General features: G+C 75.8%; 15 protein-coding genes. 13 read left to right on the plus strand and 2 right to left on the minus strand.

Annotated elements, in window-relative coordinates; genetic code table 11:
- Positions 1-67 precede the first annotated feature (67 nt).
- The 4 genes from ACT7CP_RS06640 to ACT7CP_RS06655 all read left to right on the plus strand — a co-directional run bounded on the left by ACT7CP_RS06640 (position 68) and on the right by ACT7CP_RS06655 (position 4,009).
- Entirely contained in the window at positions 68-805 is a 738-nt protein-coding gene (locus ACT7CP_RS06640; protein WP_413963276.1) for a lysophospholipid acyltransferase family protein, read from the plus strand.
- Positions 798-1,865 carry an NAD(P)H-dependent glycerol-3-phosphate dehydrogenase gene (locus ACT7CP_RS06645; protein ID WP_445443828.1) on the plus strand — a complete coding sequence of 356 codons (1,068 nt, stop codon included), beginning with the start codon at positions 798-800 and terminating at the stop codon, positions 1,863-1,865. The genes ACT7CP_RS06640 and ACT7CP_RS06645 overlap by 8 nt, the downstream gene beginning before the upstream one ends.
- 2 nt (positions 1,866-1,867) lie before the next feature.
- Positions 1,868-2,977, plus strand: coding sequence for a D-alanine--D-alanine ligase family protein (locus ACT7CP_RS06650; protein WP_445443829.1), 1,110 nt, complete (start codon positions 1,868-1,870; stop codon positions 2,975-2,977).
- 177 nt (positions 2,978-3,154) lie between these two features.
- Positions 3,155-4,009 (plus strand): glycosyltransferase family A protein, encoded by an 855-nt coding sequence (locus ACT7CP_RS06655; protein ID WP_445443830.1) that lies wholly within the window; start codon positions 3,155-3,157, stop codon positions 4,007-4,009.
- Here ACT7CP_RS06655 and ACT7CP_RS06660 read toward each other — a convergent pair.
- Complete coding sequence (locus ACT7CP_RS06660) at positions 3,966-4,475, minus strand: DUF3515 family protein (protein ID WP_445443831.1); 510 nt, start codon at positions 4,473-4,475, stop codon at positions 3,966-3,968. The genes ACT7CP_RS06655 and ACT7CP_RS06660 overlap by 44 nt on opposite strands.
- Positions 4,476-4,499: 24 nt before the next feature.
- Here ACT7CP_RS06660 and ACT7CP_RS06665 point away from each other — a divergent pair, with 24 nt between their 5' ends.
- Entirely contained in the window at positions 4,500-5,609 is a 1,110-nt protein-coding gene (locus tag ACT7CP_RS06665; RefSeq protein ID WP_445443832.1) for a thiamine-phosphate kinase, read from the plus strand.
- On the opposite strand, the gene rsmD is transcribed toward ACT7CP_RS06665, so the two are convergent.
- The gene (gene rsmD / locus ACT7CP_RS06670) at positions 5,606-6,271 is read right to left on the minus strand and encodes a 16S rRNA (guanine(966)-N(2))-methyltransferase RsmD (RefSeq protein WP_445443833.1); all 666 of its coding nucleotides are present in this window, start codon (positions 6,269-6,271) and stop codon (positions 5,606-5,608) included. The genes ACT7CP_RS06665 and rsmD overlap by 4 nt on opposite strands.
- Before the next feature lie 260 nt (positions 6,272-6,531).
- On the opposite strand from rsmD, the gene ACT7CP_RS06675 reads away from it, so the two are divergent.
- Genes ACT7CP_RS06675 through rnc form a run of 8 tightly spaced genes read left to right on the plus strand, consistent with a single transcriptional unit; the run spans position 6,532 to position 15,608 of the window.
- A complete protein-coding gene (locus tag ACT7CP_RS06675) occupies positions 6,532-7,506 on the plus strand; it encodes an AAA family ATPase (protein WP_445443967.1) in 975 nt (324 codons plus the stop codon).
- A gap of 4 nt (positions 7,507-7,510) precedes the next feature.
- Positions 7,511-8,833 (plus strand): DUF58 domain-containing protein, encoded by a 1,323-nt coding sequence (locus tag ACT7CP_RS06680; protein WP_445443834.1) that lies wholly within the window; start codon positions 7,511-7,513, stop codon positions 8,831-8,833.
- Entirely contained in the window at positions 8,830-11,367 is a 2,538-nt protein-coding gene (locus ACT7CP_RS06685; protein ID WP_445443835.1) for a transglutaminase TgpA family protein, read from the plus strand. The genes ACT7CP_RS06680 and ACT7CP_RS06685 overlap by 4 nt, the downstream gene beginning before the upstream one ends.
- Positions 11,364-13,550, plus strand: a complete 2,187-nt coding sequence (locus tag ACT7CP_RS06690; protein WP_445443836.1) for an ATP-dependent DNA helicase RecG — start codon at positions 11,364-11,366, stop codon at positions 13,548-13,550. Before ACT7CP_RS06685 ends, ACT7CP_RS06690 begins: the two co-directional genes overlap by 4 nt.
- Positions 13,551-13,576: 26 nt before the next feature.
- Positions 13,577-14,068, plus strand: a complete 492-nt coding sequence (gene coaD / locus ACT7CP_RS06695) for a pantetheine-phosphate adenylyltransferase (RefSeq protein ID WP_445443837.1) — start codon at positions 13,577-13,579, stop codon at positions 14,066-14,068.
- Positions 14,069-14,087: 19 nt separating this feature from the next.
- Positions 14,088-14,660 (plus strand): YceD family protein, encoded by a 573-nt coding sequence (locus tag ACT7CP_RS06700; RefSeq protein WP_307501856.1) that lies wholly within the window; start codon positions 14,088-14,090, stop codon positions 14,658-14,660.
- A 2-nt stretch (positions 14,661-14,662) separates the two neighbouring features.
- The gene (rpmF, locus tag ACT7CP_RS06705; RefSeq protein WP_012298174.1) at positions 14,663-14,866 is read left to right on the plus strand and encodes a 50S ribosomal protein L32; all 204 of its coding nucleotides are present in this window, start codon (positions 14,663-14,665) and stop codon (positions 14,864-14,866) included.
- A gap of 25 nt (positions 14,867-14,891) precedes the next feature.
- Positions 14,892-15,608, plus strand: coding sequence for a ribonuclease III (gene rnc, locus ACT7CP_RS06710; RefSeq protein WP_445443838.1), 717 nt, complete (start codon positions 14,892-14,894; stop codon positions 15,606-15,608).
- Positions 15,609-15,613 lie beyond the last annotated feature (5 nt).

Raw genomic sequence — 15,613 nt, forward strand, 5'->3', positions numbered from 1 at the left:
GGTCCGCCGCCGGGCGGACGACACCCGGCGGGCGACCGACGACGACCGCGACCGGACTGGAGACGCCATGGCGAACGAGAAGGCCCGACCGTCCATCTTCTGGGTGCTCGCGGCGCTCGTCCTGCCGGTGCTGAACGCGTCCGTCCGCTTCGACATCCGGAACCCCGAGCGCCTGCCGCGCACGGGCTCCTACGTGCTCGCCCCGAACCACTACAGCGAGATCGACCCCGTCGTCATGGGCGCCGTCGCGTGGAAGCTCGGGCGCCTGCCCCGCTTCCTCGCCAAGGCCTCGCTCTTCGACGTGCCCGTGGTGGGCTGGTTCCTCCGCCGCTCCGGCCAGATCCCCGTGCAGCGCGACGGCGGCGTCCGCGGCGGCCAGGCCCTCGAGTCGGCCGCCGAGCTCGCGCGCGACGGCCGCATCGTCGTCGTCTACCCCGAGGGGACGCTCACGCGCGACCCCGACCTCTGGCCCATGCGGGGGAAGACCGGGGCCGTCCGCCTCGCCCTGCAGGCCGGCATCCCCGTGATCCCCGCGGCCCACTGGGGCACGCAGGAGCTCATGGGCCGCTACTCGAAGCGCGTGCGGCTGTTCCGGCGGAAGACGATCCAGGTCGTCATCGGCGAGCCCGTCGACCTCTCGCGCTTCCGCGACCGGAGCCTCGACTCCGCGACCCTCACCGAGGCGACCGCCGTCGTCATGGCCGCCATCACGCAGCTCGTGGAGGAGCTGCGCGGCGAGACCGCGCCCGCCGAACGGTGGGATCCCCGCTCCAAGAACCAGAAGGAGACCGGCCGTTTTGAGTGACGCGACCGCGAGCCCCCGCCCCGTCCCCGCCCCGGGTCCCGACTCCGCGGACGGGGAGCGGCGCCGCATCGTCGTCCTCGGCGCCGGCAGCTGGGGCACCACCTTCGCGAAGGTCATGGCGGACGGCGGCAGCGACGTCGTGATGTGGGCCCGTCGGCCCGAGCTCGCCCGGGAGATCACCGAGGCGAAGCGCAACAGCGACTACCTGCCGGGCGTCAACCTGCCTCGGCGCCTCACCGCCGACGCCTCGCTCGAGCGCGTGCTCGCGGGCGCGACCGACGTGTTCGTCTCCGTGCCGAGCCAGACGCTCCGCGCGAACCTCGAGGCCGCGCGCGACCTCATCCCATCCGACGCCGTGGTCGTCAGCCTCATGAAGGGGGTCGAGAAGGGCACGGGCCTCCGCATGAGCGAGGTGATCCAGGAGGTGCTCGGCATCGGGCCCGAGCGGATCGCCGTCGCCTCGGGGCCGAACCTGGCGCTCGAGATCGCGCGCGAGCAGCCGACCGCCGTCGTCGTGTCCTCCGCCGACCAGGCCACGGCGGAGCGCGTAGCCAAGATCGCCCGCAGCCCCTACTTCCGCTCGTTCGTCAACACCGACGTCATCGGCACCGAGTTCGGCGGGGTCCTCAAGAACCTCATCGCGGTGGCGGTCGGCATCGTCGACGGCGTCGGGTACGGCGAGAACACGAAGGCGTCGATCATCACGCGCGGCCTCGCCGAGATGACCGCCTTCTCCGTGGCGTACGGCGCCCGGGCCGAGACGCTCGCGGGGCTCGCGGGGCTCGGCGACCTCATCGCCACGTGCGAGTCGTCGCTGTCCCGCAACAACACCGCGGGCCGCCTGCTCGGCCAGGGGTACAGCTTCACCGACGTGGTCACGAGCATGCAGCAGACGGCCGAGGGCCTCTCCTCCGTCGCGCCCGTGCTCGAGCTCGCGCGCCAGCGGGGCGTCCTCATGCCGATCGTCGAGCAGGTGGCCCAGGTGCTCGCGGGCACCCTGTCGCCGCGCGACATCGCCCCGCACCTGACCACCGACGACGACACCCCCCAGGGAGAGTGACCATGACCGACCGCATCCGGGTGGTGCTGCTGTTCGGCGGCACCTCCAGCGAGCACTCCATCAGCTGCGCCACCGCGAGCGGCGTGCTCGGCGCCATCGACCGCGAGCGCTTCGAGGTGGTCCCCGTCGGGATCACGCCGCGCGGCGCCTTCACGCTGCAGGAGGACGACGCCGCGGCGTTCGCGCTGGACGCCGAGGCGCTGCCCCAGGTCGCCGACAACGGCACGCGCGTGCGCTGGCCCGAGGACGCGTCCTCGCGCGAGCTCCGGGTCCGGGACGCGGACGGCGAGGAGCGGTCGCTCGGCCGGGTCGACGTCGTGCTCCCGATCCTGCACGGCACGCAGGGCGAGGACGGCACCGTCCAGGGCATGCTCGAGCTCGCCGGGCTGCCCTACGTCGGGTCGGGCGTGCTCGCCTCGGCGCTCGGCATGGACAAGCACTTCGCGAAGACCGTGCTGCAGGCCGCCGGCATCGCAGTGGCCCCGTGGATCACGGTGTCGCGGCACGAGTGGCAGGCGGATCCCGCGGTCGTCCGGGCGCGCGCCGCCGAGCTCGCGCTGCCGGCCTTCGTCAAGCCCGCGCGCGCGGGATCGAGCGTCGGCGTCAGCCGGGTCGCGGAGCCGGGTGCGCTCGATGCCGCCCTCGAGACCGCGTTCCGCGAGGACGACCGCGTGCTCGTTGAGGCGGGCCTCGTCGGCCGCGAGGTGGAGTGCGCGATCCTCGACGACGGGCCCGGCCGCGCGCCGCGCGCCTCGGTCGCGGGCGAGATCGTCGTGTCGGGCCGCGACTTCTACGACTTCGAGGCCAAGTACCTCGGCGCCGACGGCATCGACCTGGTGTGCCCGGCGGACGTGACCGACGCGGAGCTCGCCGAGCTGCAGGAGCTGTCGATCCGGGCGTTCCGGGCGGTCGACGGCCGCGGGCTCGCGCGCGTGGACTTCTTCCTCACGGCCGACGGCTTCGTGCTCAACGAGGTCAACACGATGCCCGGCTTCACGCCCATCTCGATGTTCCCCGCCTGCTGGCAGGCGTCGGGCCTCGCCTACCCGGACCTCATCTCGCGGCTGCTCGACGTGGCGCTCGCGTGGGAGGCGGATGGCGCCCGCGCCTGAGGCCTTGGATCGCTCGTCGCCGCGGCCCGGTCGCCGCGCGGCGATGCGCCTAGGCTCGGGCGCATGCTCGTAGGACGATCCGTCGCCCGGCCCCGCCTCCATCCGGACGCCCGGTCCGCGCCGCTCGTCCGCTCCGGCGGAGGCGATCGCGGGACCTCGGCGGCGGCTCGCCCGTCCGTGTCCGTCGTCATCCCCGTGCGCGACGACGCCGGGCACCTCCGCGCGTGCCTCGCGGCCCTCGCCGGGCAGAGCGTCGCGCCCGACGAGATCGTGGTGGTCGACAACGCGTCGCGCGACGACAGCGCCGCGGTCGCGCGGGCGGCGGGCGCCCGCGTCGTGCACGAGCCGGTCGTGGGGATCCCCGCGGCCGCGTCCGCCGGGTACGACGCCGCGCGGCACGACGTCATCGCCCGCCTCGACGCCGACTGCGTGCCGCCCGCCGACTGGATCGAGCGGCTCGGCGACGTGCTCGCCGCGCGTCCCGACGTGGTCGCCGTCACGGGCGCCGCGCGCTTCCTGGACGGGCCGCGCGCGCTCCGCCGGGTCGCGGCGGCCGCCTACCTCGGCGCCTACTTCGCCTCGGTCACGCTCGCGCTCGGGCACCCGCCGCTGTTCGGGTCCAACTTCGCGCTGCGCCGCGACGCCTGGCTCGCCGTGCGCGACGACGTGCACCGCGCGGGCACGCACCTGCACGACGACATCGACCTGTCCGTGCACCTGGGGCCGGAGCGGCGCATCGTGCTCGACCCGCGCCTCGGGATGAGGATCAGCATGCGGCCGCTCACCCGCCCGTCGACGCTGCCGCTGCGGATGAGCCGGGGCGTGACCTCGCTCACGCTGCACTGGCCGCAGGAGGCGCCGGGGCGGCGCTGGCGGCGGGCGGGACGGCTGGCGCTCGAGGAGCGACGCGTGCGGCGTGGCACGCGCGGTGGGTCGCTCGAGGAGCGCCCCGGGGATCCGGTGCCGTCCGCGACGGGCCAGCTGCCGGTCAGCTCCCCGGAGGCGGCGCGTCGCCCAGGTCCTGCGCGCTGACGCACGCGGCGGTCTGCGGGATGACCGAGACGACGCCGCTGAGGTCCGTGAGCGCGGTGTAGCTGGCCTGCGTCGAGTCGATGACGACCTCCACGGCGGGCGTGCGGCCGAAGGTCGTGTAGCGGATGTTCGGCGCGCGCGAGTCGTCCTCGACCCAGTCGACGTCGTCGTAGCTGATGCACGCGTCGGTCGTGGGGCCGGGCGTCGCGACGCCGCAGCGGAGGATGACCGTGCTCTGCGGGTCGCCCCACGCGGCGGTGCCCTGCGCGTCGGTCTCGCGGAGCGGCGCGGTGCCGAGCTCGGCGGGGAGGTGGACGACCACGTCGGCGCAGAGCGGATCCGTCGCGCCCGGGGCGGCCTCGAGCGAGACGGTGGGGGCGCATCCGGCGACGGCGAGGGCGATGCCGCACGCGGCGGCGGCGACGGCGGCGGCGCGCAGGGCGCGGGCGGGGCGGCGGGGACTCATCGCGGTCAGGCTACCGTGGCAGTCGTGACGACTCCTGGGACGCCCTCCGCCGCGGATCCGACCGACGGGGGCGCCGCGGACGCCGCGACGCTCGGCAGCGCGGGCGAGCTCGCGACCCTGGCGCGGATCCTGCCGCACCTGCCCGCCGCCGACGCCGCGGACGTGGGACCCGGCGACGACTGCGCGGTCGTGCGGGCGCCCGACGGCCGCTTCGTGATCACGACCGACATGATGATCGAGGGACCCGACTTCCGCCTCGCCTGGTCGTCCTTCCACGACCTCGGGCGGCGCGCCGCGACCTCCAACCTCGCCGACGTCGCCGCCATGGGCGCGCGGCCGTCGGCGCTCCTCGTGGCGATCGCGGCGCCCGCGCGCACCCGCGTCGCCGACCTCGAGGCCCTCGCCGACGGCCTCCGCGAGGGCTGCCGGCTGCAGGCGCCGGGCTGCGGCGTCGTGGGCGGCGACCTGTCCGTCTCCGACGCGCTGGCGATCACCGTGACCGCCACGGGCGACCTCGAGGGGCGCGACCCCGTGCTCCGCTCCGGCGCGCGCCCCGGCGACGTGATCGCCGTGGCCGGGACCCTCGGGATGGCCGCGGCCGGCGTCCGCCTCCTCTTCGACCACGCGCGGAGCGACCGGCCGGGCGGGGAGCCCGTGCCCGACGCCGGCCTCGCCCGTGCCCTGCGCGCCGCCCACCCCGCCGCGGTCGAGGCGCAGCTGGCGCCCGTCGCGCCCCTCGGCGCCGGCGCGGACGCCGCGCGGGCCGGGGCGACCGCCATGCTCGACGTGTCCGACGGCCTCCTCCTCGACCTCGCCCGGATGGCGCGCGCGAGCGGCGCGGGGATCGACCTGGGCTCGGCCGCCCTCGCGGAGGACGCGCGCCGCGTCGCCGCCGCCCATCCCTCGCTGCCGCCGGTCGCCCTCGACCTCGTGCTCACCGGGGGAGAGGACCACGCGCTCGTCGCGGCCTTCCCCGCGGATGCGGAGCTGCCCGCGCCGTTCCGGGCGATCGGCGTCGTCACGGAGCCCGGCTCCGGGGGACCGGCGGTCACGGTCGACGGCGTGCCGTACGCCGGGCCGCGCACGCCGCTCGGCGGCTGGGACCCGTACGCCGACTGGGACGGCGCGCGCTAGGCGCCCGCGGGCTGCACGGCGTCGGGCTCCGCGCCGTCGATCGCGTCCGGTCGCTCGGCCGGCGCCTCGGCCGGCTCCTCGTCCGCGGGTGCCGCCGCCTCCGCGACCGCCCACCACACGACCGTGTCGCCGTACGCCTTCCGGCGGTCGCGCGCGATCCCCGCGGGCCATGCCGGCTCGGCCGACCGCGCGCTGCGCTCGACCATGACGACCGCGCCGTCGACGAGGCGGGGGACGAGCGCCGCCAGCTCGTCCGCGAGCTCCGCGTCGCCCGCCTCGTAGGGCGGGTCGAGGAACGCGACGTCGTACGAGCCGCGGTCGCCCAAGAGGAAGGCGTGCACGCTCTGGGCGGCCACGCGGATCCGCGGGACGGCGTCGCGGGGCGCGACCCGCTCGATCAGCGCCGCGTTCGACCGGCACACGGCGGCCGCGGGCACGGCGCGCTCCACGAGGACGACGTCGCGCGCGCCGCGGCTGGCGGCCTCGAGGCCGAGGGCGCCGGATCCGGCGTACAGGTCGAGCACGCGCGCGCCGTCGAGCGCGTCCCGGGCCTCGAGCCCGGAGAACAGGGCCTCGCGCACGCGGTCGCTCGTGGGGCGGGTGCCGCTCTTGGGCACGCGGAGGACGAGGGACCCGGCGTAGCCGGAGACGATGCGGGTCACGGTCGCGGGCCCCCGGGGCGCGGGACGGTGGCGTTCGGAGCGGGGTGCACGGGCCCCCACGCTACCCGCCCTGTCCCTGCCCGGCTCCCTGCCGGATGCTCCCGGATCCCTGACGTATGCTCCACTCACGCCCACGACGCTGGAGGATCTGCGTGACGAGCCCCGAGTCCGAGTCCGTTCCCCTGCACGCCGGATCGGGCTCGCACCCCGCCCGCATCCGCTCCGCCGCGCGCCAGGCCCACGTGTCCGCCGCCCACGCCATGCCGCTCGCGGAGGTGCGCCGGCTGGCCGACCTGATCCTCGCCAACGTCGACGCGGTCCTCTCCGGCAAGCACGACGCCACGCGCATGGCGCTCACGGTGTTCCTCTCCGGCGGCCACCTCCTCATCGAGGACGTGCCCGGCGTCGGCAAGACCATGCTCGCGAAGGCCCTCGCGCGGAGCGTCGACTGCACGGTCAACCGGATCCAGTTCACGCCCGACCTCCTCCCGTCCGACGTCACGGGCGTCTCCGTCTACAGCCAGGCGGACCACCGCTTCGAGTTCCAGCCGGGCGCCGTGTTCGCGAACATCGTCATCGGCGACGAGATCAACCGGGCGAGCCCCAAGACGCAGTCCGCGCTCCTCGAGTGCATGGAGGAGGGCCAGGTCACCGTCGACGGCGTCACGCACGGCCTCCAGCAGCCGTTCACCGTGGTCGCGACGCAGAACCCGGTGGAGATGGAGGGCACGTACGCGCTGCCCGAGGCGCAGCGCGACCGCTTCATGGCCCGGATCTCCATGGGCTACCCGGACGCCGCCGCCGAGCTCGCGATGCTCCGGGACCGCGACACGGTCAGCCCGCTCGACGAGCTCCGGCCCGTGGTCGACGCGGACGAGCTCGACGCGATGATGCACGCGGCCCGCGGCGTCTACGTGTCCGACCCCGTCTCGCGCTACGCCGTGGCGATCGTGCAGGCCACGCGCGGCCACGAGGAGATCCGCCTCGGCGCGAGCCCCCGCGCCACCCTCCAGCTCATCCGCGCCGCCAAGACCCGCGCGGCGCTCGACGGGCGCGACTTCGTGCTGCCCGACGACATCGACGCCCTCGCGGCGCCCGTCCTCGGGCACCGGCTCGTCGCGACCGGCCGCGCCCTCGGGCAGGGCGGTCGCGGGCAGGCGGCGGTCGTCGAGGTCCTCGAGCGCATCGTCGCCTCCACCTCCGTGCCGCTGAGCGCCGCGGGACGGACGCGCTGAGCCCGTGCCGCCCCTCGTGCGCCTGATGCGCCGGATCGGCATCGAGGCCGTCCCGCATCCGACCCTCCGCGGCATCGCCCTGCTCGCCGCCGGGGTCGCCGCGTTCGCGGGCGCCTTCATCGCGGGCCGGCGCGAGTTCGTCTTCATCGGCGTGGCCGTGCTCGCCCTGCCGCTGCTCGCCGCCGCGTGGCTCGTCGTGGCGCGCGTGCGGCTGCACGTCGAGCGCACCTTCACGTCGACCGTCGTGGAGGCCGGCACGGCGACGACCGTCACGGTGTCCGTGGCGAACGTCGGCGCCATGCCGACCCCGCGCTCGTGGGTGCTCGACCTCGTGCCGGGCGCCGAGGGGGCGACGCCGCCCGCGGAGCTGCCGTCCCTGCGGGGCCTCGCGCGCGGATCCCGCCGGTCGTCGGTCCGTCCCGTCCTCCGCTACGACCTCACGCCCGAGCGGCGCGGGATCCACGAGGTGGGCCCGCTCGCCGTCGAGGAGCACGACCCGTTCCGCCTGATGGGGCTCCGGCACGTCGCGGGCGGCACGTCGCGCCTGGTGGTCACGCCCCGCCTTGCGGACCTCGCGGCCGAGCCCGGCGGGCAGCTCTCCTCCGAGGGCGAGTCCGAGCGCGTGCAGCGCCGCTCCGACGGCGGCGAGGACGACCTCGGCACGCGCGAGTACCGCGCGGGCGACCCGATGCGCCGCGTGCACTGGCGCGCCACGGCGCGCCACGGCGAGCTCATGGTGCGCCAGGAGGAGCAGCGCTCCAGCCCGCGCTCGCTGGTGCTGCTCGACACGCGCGCCGCGGGCTTCCCCCTGCACGCGGACGACGACGGCGACGCGGACCGCGCCTTCGAGCGCGCGGTCGCGTTCGCCGCGTCCGTCGGCGTGCACCTGCAGCGCGGCGGATACGCGGTGCAGCTCGTCGAGACCGCGGGCGGATCCGGCGCCGCGGCCACCCGCCCGGGCGACGGCGCCGCGGCGGAGGCCGAGCTGCTCCTGCACCTGGCCGAGGTGCGCCCGGCCGCGCCCGATCCGGCGCGCGACGGCGTGCAGGACGCCCTGTCGGAGATCCGCCGGAGCCGCCGGGCCGTGCCGATGCACGCCGTCCTCGGACACCTCGACGAGCACCAGGCCCGTCGCCTCGCGGGCTTCGGCGCCGCCTGCCGCCCCGCGGTCGCGTTCCTCGCGCACGCCGGGCGCGTCGACGGCCACGACGACTGGGAGGCCGTCCGGATCCTCCGCGAGGCCGGCTGGCGCACCGTCGTCCTCGGCGAGGACACGACCCCCGCCGCCGCGTGGCGCGCCGCGCGCGCCGAGGAGATGGCCCGATGACCGACCTGGACGCCGTGGGCCTCGGCGGACGCGAGCACTGGGCCGTCGAGCCGCGCCCGCTCCCGGGCGAGCGCGCGGGCGGGCCCGGCGCTCGGAGGCGCGACGAGGACGGATCCGGTGCGGGCGGAGGCCGCCGGACGCCGGGCGCCGGTCGAGCCGCCGCCCGCTGGCCGCTCACCGCCGCGCTCGGCGCGGCCCTCCTCGCCGCGGCCGCGAGCCTCCACCTCCTCGTCGAGCCGGGTCCCTGGTTCGTCATCTGCGTCGTGCTCGTCGCGGCCGTCCTCGGATCCGCCGCGCTCCTCCGTGCCGCGGGCGTGCCGCGCCTCCTCGCGTCGGCGGGCGGGCTCGTGGTCCTGGTGCTCCTGGTGACGCTCGTGTTCGCCGGGGGCACCGCCGTGCTCGGCGTGATCCCCACCCCGGAGACCCTGCGCACGCTCGTCGCGGTGGGGCAGCAGGCGGGGGAGGAGATCTACCGCCGCTCCGCGCCCGTCCCGCCGATCGCCTCCATCGTCTTCGTGGTCGTCGCGTCCGTCGGCGCCCTCGCGGTCGTGCTCGACGTGCTCGCGCACGCGCTCCGCCTGCCCGCGGTCACCGGCCTGCCGCTCCTCGTCCTCGTGTCCGTGCCCGGCGCCGTGCTCGTGGGCGAGTTCTCCCTCGCGTCCTTCGCCGTGACGGTCCTCGCCTGGTTCGCGGTGCTCGCGGCCGACGCGCGCGACGCGGACCGCGAGGGCGGGTGGCGGGGATCCGGCCTGCTCGGCGGTCCGCGCCCCGACCCGGTGCCGCGCGCGCGGTCGTCGTCCGGGCGCGCCGCCGCCTCCGCGCGCACGGCGCTCGCCTCGGCGGGCGCCCTCGCGGGCGGCGCCGTCGTGCTCTCGCTCGTCGTCCCCGCGATCGTCCCGGGTCTCACGTCCGCCACGTTCCCGGCGGCCTCCGGCTCGGGCGCGGGCGGCTCGCGCGTCGTCAACCCGATCCTCGACCTCGGCGACGACCTCCGCCGCCCCGTCGACGTCGAGGCGCTCCGGTACACCACCGAGTCGCCCACGGCGCTCTACTTCAAGGTCACGACGCTCTCGCGCTTCGAGGGCGAGGAGTGGGCGCCGTCGCCCCTGCGCCCGCCGGACGGGAACACGGTCGACGCGATCGGCCCCGACCTCGGGGCGGGATCCGACGTGCCGGTCGAGGACGTCGAGACGCGCGTGCAGGTGGAGGGCTCCTCGAGCGCCTGGCTGCCGGTGCCGTACGCGCCCCGGAGCGTCGACGGGCTCGAGGGCTCCTGGCGCTGGTCGGAGCAGGGTCTCGCGATCCGCTCGTCCGACTCCGACAGCCGACGCCAGAGCTACACCGTCCGCTCCGAGCTGCCGCGTCCCACGCGCGAGCAGCTCGAGGACGTGGCGCCCGTGACCGACGACGAGCTGCGCCCGTTCCTCCAGATCCCCGACGGGACCCCCGACGTCATCGCGTCGACGACGGCCGACGTGCTCGCCGGGCTCGACGCGCCGTACGACCAGGCCATCGCCCTCCAGGAGTTCTTCCGGGGAGGTGAGTTCCTCTACTCGGAGGAGGCGCCCGTCCAGCAGGGCTACGACGGCAGCGGCGTCGACGTCGTGGGGGAGTTCCTGCGGGTGCGGTCCGGCTACTGCGTGCACTTCGCCTCGGCCATGGCGATCATGGCGCGCGAGGCGGGCATCCCGTCGCGCGTGGCCGTGGGCTACCTCCCGGGCGACCAGGTCGCGCGCGACGGCGACCTCATCACCTACCGCGTCGGATCCCACGACCTCCACTCCTGGCCGGAGCTGTACTTCGCCGGCGTCGGCTGGATCGCGTTCGAGCCCACCCCCGGCCGCGGCCAGGCCGCGCCGTACGCGCAGCCCTCCGCCGCCCCGACCGCCGCGCCCACCCCGTCGGCCTCGCCCACCGCCGCGGCGGAGCCGACCGCGACGGCCACGCCGGTCCCGACCGCGTCGGCCGCACCCGGCGCGAGCGGCGCGACCGCCGTCCGGATCCCGTGGGCCGCCCTTGGCACCGCCGCCCTCGTCCTCCTCGTCCTGGCTCTGCTCGCGACCCCGGCGCTCATCCGTCGCGCGCGCCGCCGCGGCCGCCTCCGCGCGCTCGAGGCCGGGGACGCGCCCGCCGGCACCGCCTGGCGCGAGGCGGAGGACCGGGCCGTCGACCTCGGGATCCGCGTCCCCGACACCGAGTCGCCCCGCGAGCTGGGCCGGCGCCTGGCCGACGACGACGCGTCGCTCGCCGACCCGGTCGCCCTGCTGGTCGGCGTCCGCGAGCGCGAGCGCTTCGCCCGGGCCGGCGTGCCGGTCGACCGGGCCTCCGGCGCCGCGCAGGCGGGCGCCCTCGTCGCGCTGGGCGACGCGCTGCGCGTCCGCGCGGGCCGCCTCGACCGCGTCCTCGCGCTCGTGGCCCCGCGCTCGCTCGTCCGGCGACGCCCCCGCGGCGACGACGAGGCGGTGGGCACCGGGGCGGAGGCGACCGCCGCGGGACGCCCCACGTCGGACGCCCCTCGTACACTCGGGGGATGACCGGATCCGACGCCGCGCTCGCGGGCGTCGTGGGCGGCCGCACCGCCGGCGTGCTGCAGAAGGCCTTCGGGCTGCGCACCGTCGCCGACCTCCTCGAGCACCTGCCGCGCCGGTACGCCCGCCGGGGCGAGCTCACCGCCCTCGCCGAGCTGCCGGTCGACCAGCAGGCCACCATCGTCGCCGAGGTCCGGGAGGTCCGCGAGCGCCCCATGCGCGCGCGGCGCGGCAGCATCCTCGAGGTGAGGATCACCGATGGCCGCGGCTTCCTCACCCTCACCTTCTTCAACCAGGCGTGGCGCGCCAAGGACCTCGTGCCGGGCGTCCGCGGGATCTTCGCGGGCAAGGTCAGCGACTACCGCGGCGCCCTGCAGCTCGCCCACCCCGACTACGAGCTCTTCGACGCGCATGAGGGACCGGAGCTCTCCGGCGGCGAGCCCGACGCCGCCGCGCGCCGCTGGGCCGAGATGCCCATCCCGATCTACCCGGCCACCGCGTCGATGGCCAGCTGGCAGGTCGCCAAGTCCGTGGCGCTCGCGCTCGACGCGGTCGACGACCTCGAGGATCCCGTGCCGGCCGACGTCCGCGCCGAGCGCGGCCTCGTCCCGTATCGCGAGGCGCTCGAGGGCGTGCACCGGCCGGAGAAGGACGTCGACTGGAAGCGCGGCCGCGACGCCCTCCGCTTCCAGGAGACCTTCGTCCTCCAGACGGCGTTGCTGCAGCGACGGCAGGCGGCGCGCGCGCTGCCCGCCACCCCGCGGATCCCGTCGCCCGGCGGCCGCCTCTCCCGCCTCGACGCGCAGCTGCCCTTCGAGCTCACGGGCGACCAGCGGCTCGTCGGCGAGGAGATCGCGGCGGACATGGCCCGCACCTGGCCCATGAACCGGCTCGTGCAGGGCGAGGTCGGCTCCGGCAAGACGCTCGTCGCGCTCCGGGCGATGCTCGCGGTCGCCGACTCCGGCGGGCAGTCCGCGCTCCTCGCGCCCACCGAGGTGCTCGCCAGCCAGCACCTCCGCTCGCTCACCGCGTCCCTCGGCCCCGACCTCGCGGCCGAGCTGATGCCGACCCTCCTCACCGGGCAGCTGACGACGGCGGACCGCAAGCGCGCGCTCCTCCGCATCGTCAGCGGGCAGGCGCGCATCGTCGTCGGCACCCACGCGCTGCTCGGCGACCGCGTCGAGTTCCTCGACCTCGGCCTCGTCGTGGTCGACGAGCAGCACCGCTTCGGCGTCGACCAGCGCGAGGCGCTCCGCCGGAAGGGCGGCACGCCGCCGCACGTCCTCGTGCTCACCGCGACGCCCATCCCGCGCACGGTCGCGATGACGGTGTTCGGCGACCTCGACGTGTCGACCATCGCCGAGCTGCCGAGCGGACGCCAGCCCATCGCGTCGTACGTGGTCCCGCTGCACGAGCACCCGGGCTGGATCGAGCGGGTGTGGGAGCGCACGGCCGAGGAGATCCAGAAGGGGCGCCAGGCGTTCGTCGTCTGCCCCGCGATCGACCCGCAGGACCCCGACGCGGAGGACGAGGACGCCGCCGCGGACGCCCCGGACGACGCGCCCGCGCGCCCCGCGCTCGCGACCGTCACCGAGGTCGACGCGCTCCTCGCCGCCCACCCGCGCCTCGGATCCGTGCGCCGCGCGGTGCTCCACGGCCGCATGTCGGGGGAGGAGAAGGACCGGGTGATGCGCGCCTTCTCCGCGGGCGACATCGACCTCATCGTCGCCACCACGGTCATCGAGGTCGGCGTCGACGTGCCCAACGCCTCGACCATGGTGATCCTCGACGCCGACCGCTTCGGCGTCTCCCAGCTGCACCAGCTGCGCGGCCGCGTCGGCCGCGGCGGCGTGCCCGGCCTCTGCCTCATGGTCACGCACGCGGAGCCCGAGACCGTCGCGCGCGAGCGCGTGGACGCGGTCGCCGCGACCCTCGACGGGTTCGAGCTGGCCCGCGTCGACCTGGAGCTCCGCCGCGAGGGGAACGTCCTCGGCACGAACCAGTCCGGCGGCCGCTCGTCCCTCCGGCTGCTGCGCGTGGCGCAGGACGGCGACCTCATCGAGTCCGCGCGCGAGCACGCGCACGACGTGCTGGAGGCGTCGCCGGACCTCGCCGGGCACCCGGCGCTCGCCCGCGCTCTCGCCCGCCGGCTGGACGACGAGGAGCGCGCGTTCCTCGACAAGAACTGATCCGGGTCCGGGCCTAGGCTGGCCGGATGCAGCGGATCGCCGTCGTCCCCGGATCCTTCGACCCCGTCACGCTCGGCCACCTCGACGTCGTCCGCCGGGCCGCCCGCCTCTACGACGAGCTCATCGTGCTGGTCGTGCACAACCCCGGCAAGACGCCCATGCTCCCGCTCGAGGAGCGCGTCGCCCTCATCGAGCGCGTGATCCGCGACGCCGGGCTCCCGGACACCGTGCGCGTCGACTCGTGGGGCGCCGGCCTCCTCGTGGACTACTGCCGGCAGGTCGGCGCGTCCGTGCTCGTCAAGGGCGTCCGGTCGCAGCTCGACGTGGCCTACGAGACGCCCATGGCGCTCGTCAACCGCGACCTCGCCGACGTCGAGACCGTGCTGCTCCTGCCGGATCCCGCGCACGCCCACGTCTCCAGCTCGCTCGTCCGCCAGGTCGAGGCGCTCGGCGGCGACGTCACCCCGTACGTGCCCCTGGCCGTCGCCGAGGCGCTGGCCGTCCGACGGGACCGCTGACGACCCGTACCATGTACGGGTGTCCCGGTTCCAGAAGACCCCATTCACGGTCAACGTCCACGACATCGTGCACCGCCCCGGCGAGATGCGCGAGCTCGAGCTGACCATCACCCTCCCGGAGCGCATGGGCGAGGGCCTCATCAGCGTCCCCGAGGGCCGCGAGATGCTCGTGAACGTGCGGCTGGAGTCCCTCCACGACGGGATCCTGGTCACCGGTGACGTCGACACGGTGGCCGACGGGCAGTCCGCGCGGACCCTCGCCGACATGCAGGAGCGTGTCCAGGTCGATTTCGCGGAGATGTTCGCGTACTCTCTTGATGAAGCTTTCGACTACCAGGTCCAGGACGAGCACGTGGACCTGGAGCCGGTCATCCGGGATGCGGTGGTCCTTTCACTGCCGTTCCAGCCCGAACTGCCGGGCGAGGACCTGGATGTCGATCTGGGTCCCGGCATCAGCCTGGTCCTGGCGGACTCCGACCCGGAGCCCGTGATCGATCAGCGCTGGGCGGCCCTGTCCGGCTTCCGAGCTTCCGAAGACAGCGATGCGGCGCGTGAAGACGCCGACATCGAAACGCAGAGAGATGAGAGTTAGCCATGGCTGTTCCCAAGAGAAAGATGTCCCGATCCAACACGCGTGCGCGTCGCTCGCAGTGGAAGGCCGAGGCTCCCACGCTCGTCAAGACCATCGAGAACGGCAAGGTCGTCTACTCCATGCCGCACCGCGCGCGCGTGATCGAGGACGCCGCCGGCACGCCCCTGTACATGGAGTACAAGGGCCGCAAGGTCGCCGACGTCTAGTCGCGACCCGCACGGTACGTCGGACATGACCGACACCCCGGGATCCCGCGTCCACGGCGACCGCGACGCGCTCCGGCGCCTCCTCGCCGTGGACGTGAGCCCCGAGCTCCTCGAGCTCGCGCTCACCCACCGCTCGTACGCGTACGAGCACGGCGGCATCCCGCACAACGAGCGCCTCGAGTTCCTCGGCGACTCCATCCTCGGGCAGGCCGTCACGGTCATGCTCTACCTCGAGAACCCCGACCTCGACGAAGGCGAGCTCGCCAAGCGGCGCGCCAGCCTCGTCTCGAGCGTCGCCCTCGCGGAGGTGGCCATCGGCATCGGCCTGGGCGAGCACCTGCTGCTCGGCCGGGGCGAGGAGCTCACGGGCGGCCGCGCCAAGTCGTCGATCCTCGCCGACACGGTCGAGGCCATCATCGGCGCCTGCTACCTCGACGCCGGGGGCGAGGCCGCGACCGGTCTCGTGCTCCGCCTCATCGCGCCGCTCCTCGAGGACCCGGCGCGCTTCGGCGCCGCCATGGACCCGAAGACCGCGCTCCAGGAGAGCGCCGCGCGCCAGGGCCTGCCCGCGCCCGTCTACGAGGTGAGCGACAGCGGCCCCGACCACAGCAAGCGCTTCCACGCCGTCGTCTCGGTGGGCGACGCCGTCCGCACCACGGGCGAGGGGTCCAGCAAGAAGCAGGCCGAGATGACGGCCGCCCTCGAGGCGTGGACGCGCCTCGAGGCGCGCCCCACGGCCTGACCCGC

The sequence above is a fragment of the Clavibacter rahimiani genome (genome assembly GCF_052654495.1).

Bases quoted from the DNA above. Each gene is read 5' to 3' on its own strand.
- ACT7CP_RS06640 (WP_413963276.1), top strand. From the start codon at position 68: ATGGCGAACGAGAAGGCCCGACCGTCCATCTTCTGGGTGCTCGCGGCG.
- ACT7CP_RS06650 (WP_445443829.1), top strand. From the start codon at position 1,868: ATGACCGACCGCATCCGGGTGGTGCTGCTGTTCGGCGGCACCTCCAGC.
- ACT7CP_RS06660 (WP_445443831.1), bottom strand. From the start codon at position 4,475: ATGAGTCCCCGCCGCCCCGCCCGCGCCCTGCGCGCCGCCGCCGTCGCC.
- ACT7CP_RS06675 (WP_445443967.1), top strand. From the start codon at position 6,532: ATGCCGCTCGCGGAGGTGCGCCGGCTGGCCGACCTGATCCTCGCCAAC.
- ACT7CP_RS06685 (WP_445443835.1), top strand. From the start codon at position 8,830: ATGACCGACCTGGACGCCGTGGGCCTCGGCGGACGCGAGCACTGGGCC.
- ACT7CP_RS06690 (WP_445443836.1), top strand. From the start codon at position 11,364: ATGACCGGATCCGACGCCGCGCTCGCGGGCGTCGTGGGCGGCCGCACC.
- coaD (WP_445443837.1), top strand. From the start codon at position 13,577: ATGCAGCGGATCGCCGTCGTCCCCGGATCCTTCGACCCCGTCACGCTC.
- rpmF (WP_012298174.1), top strand. From the start codon at position 14,663: ATGGCTGTTCCCAAGAGAAAGATGTCCCGATCCAACACGCGTGCGCGT.
- rnc (WP_445443838.1), top strand. From the start codon at position 14,892: ATGACCGACACCCCGGGATCCCGCGTCCACGGCGACCGCGACGCGCTC.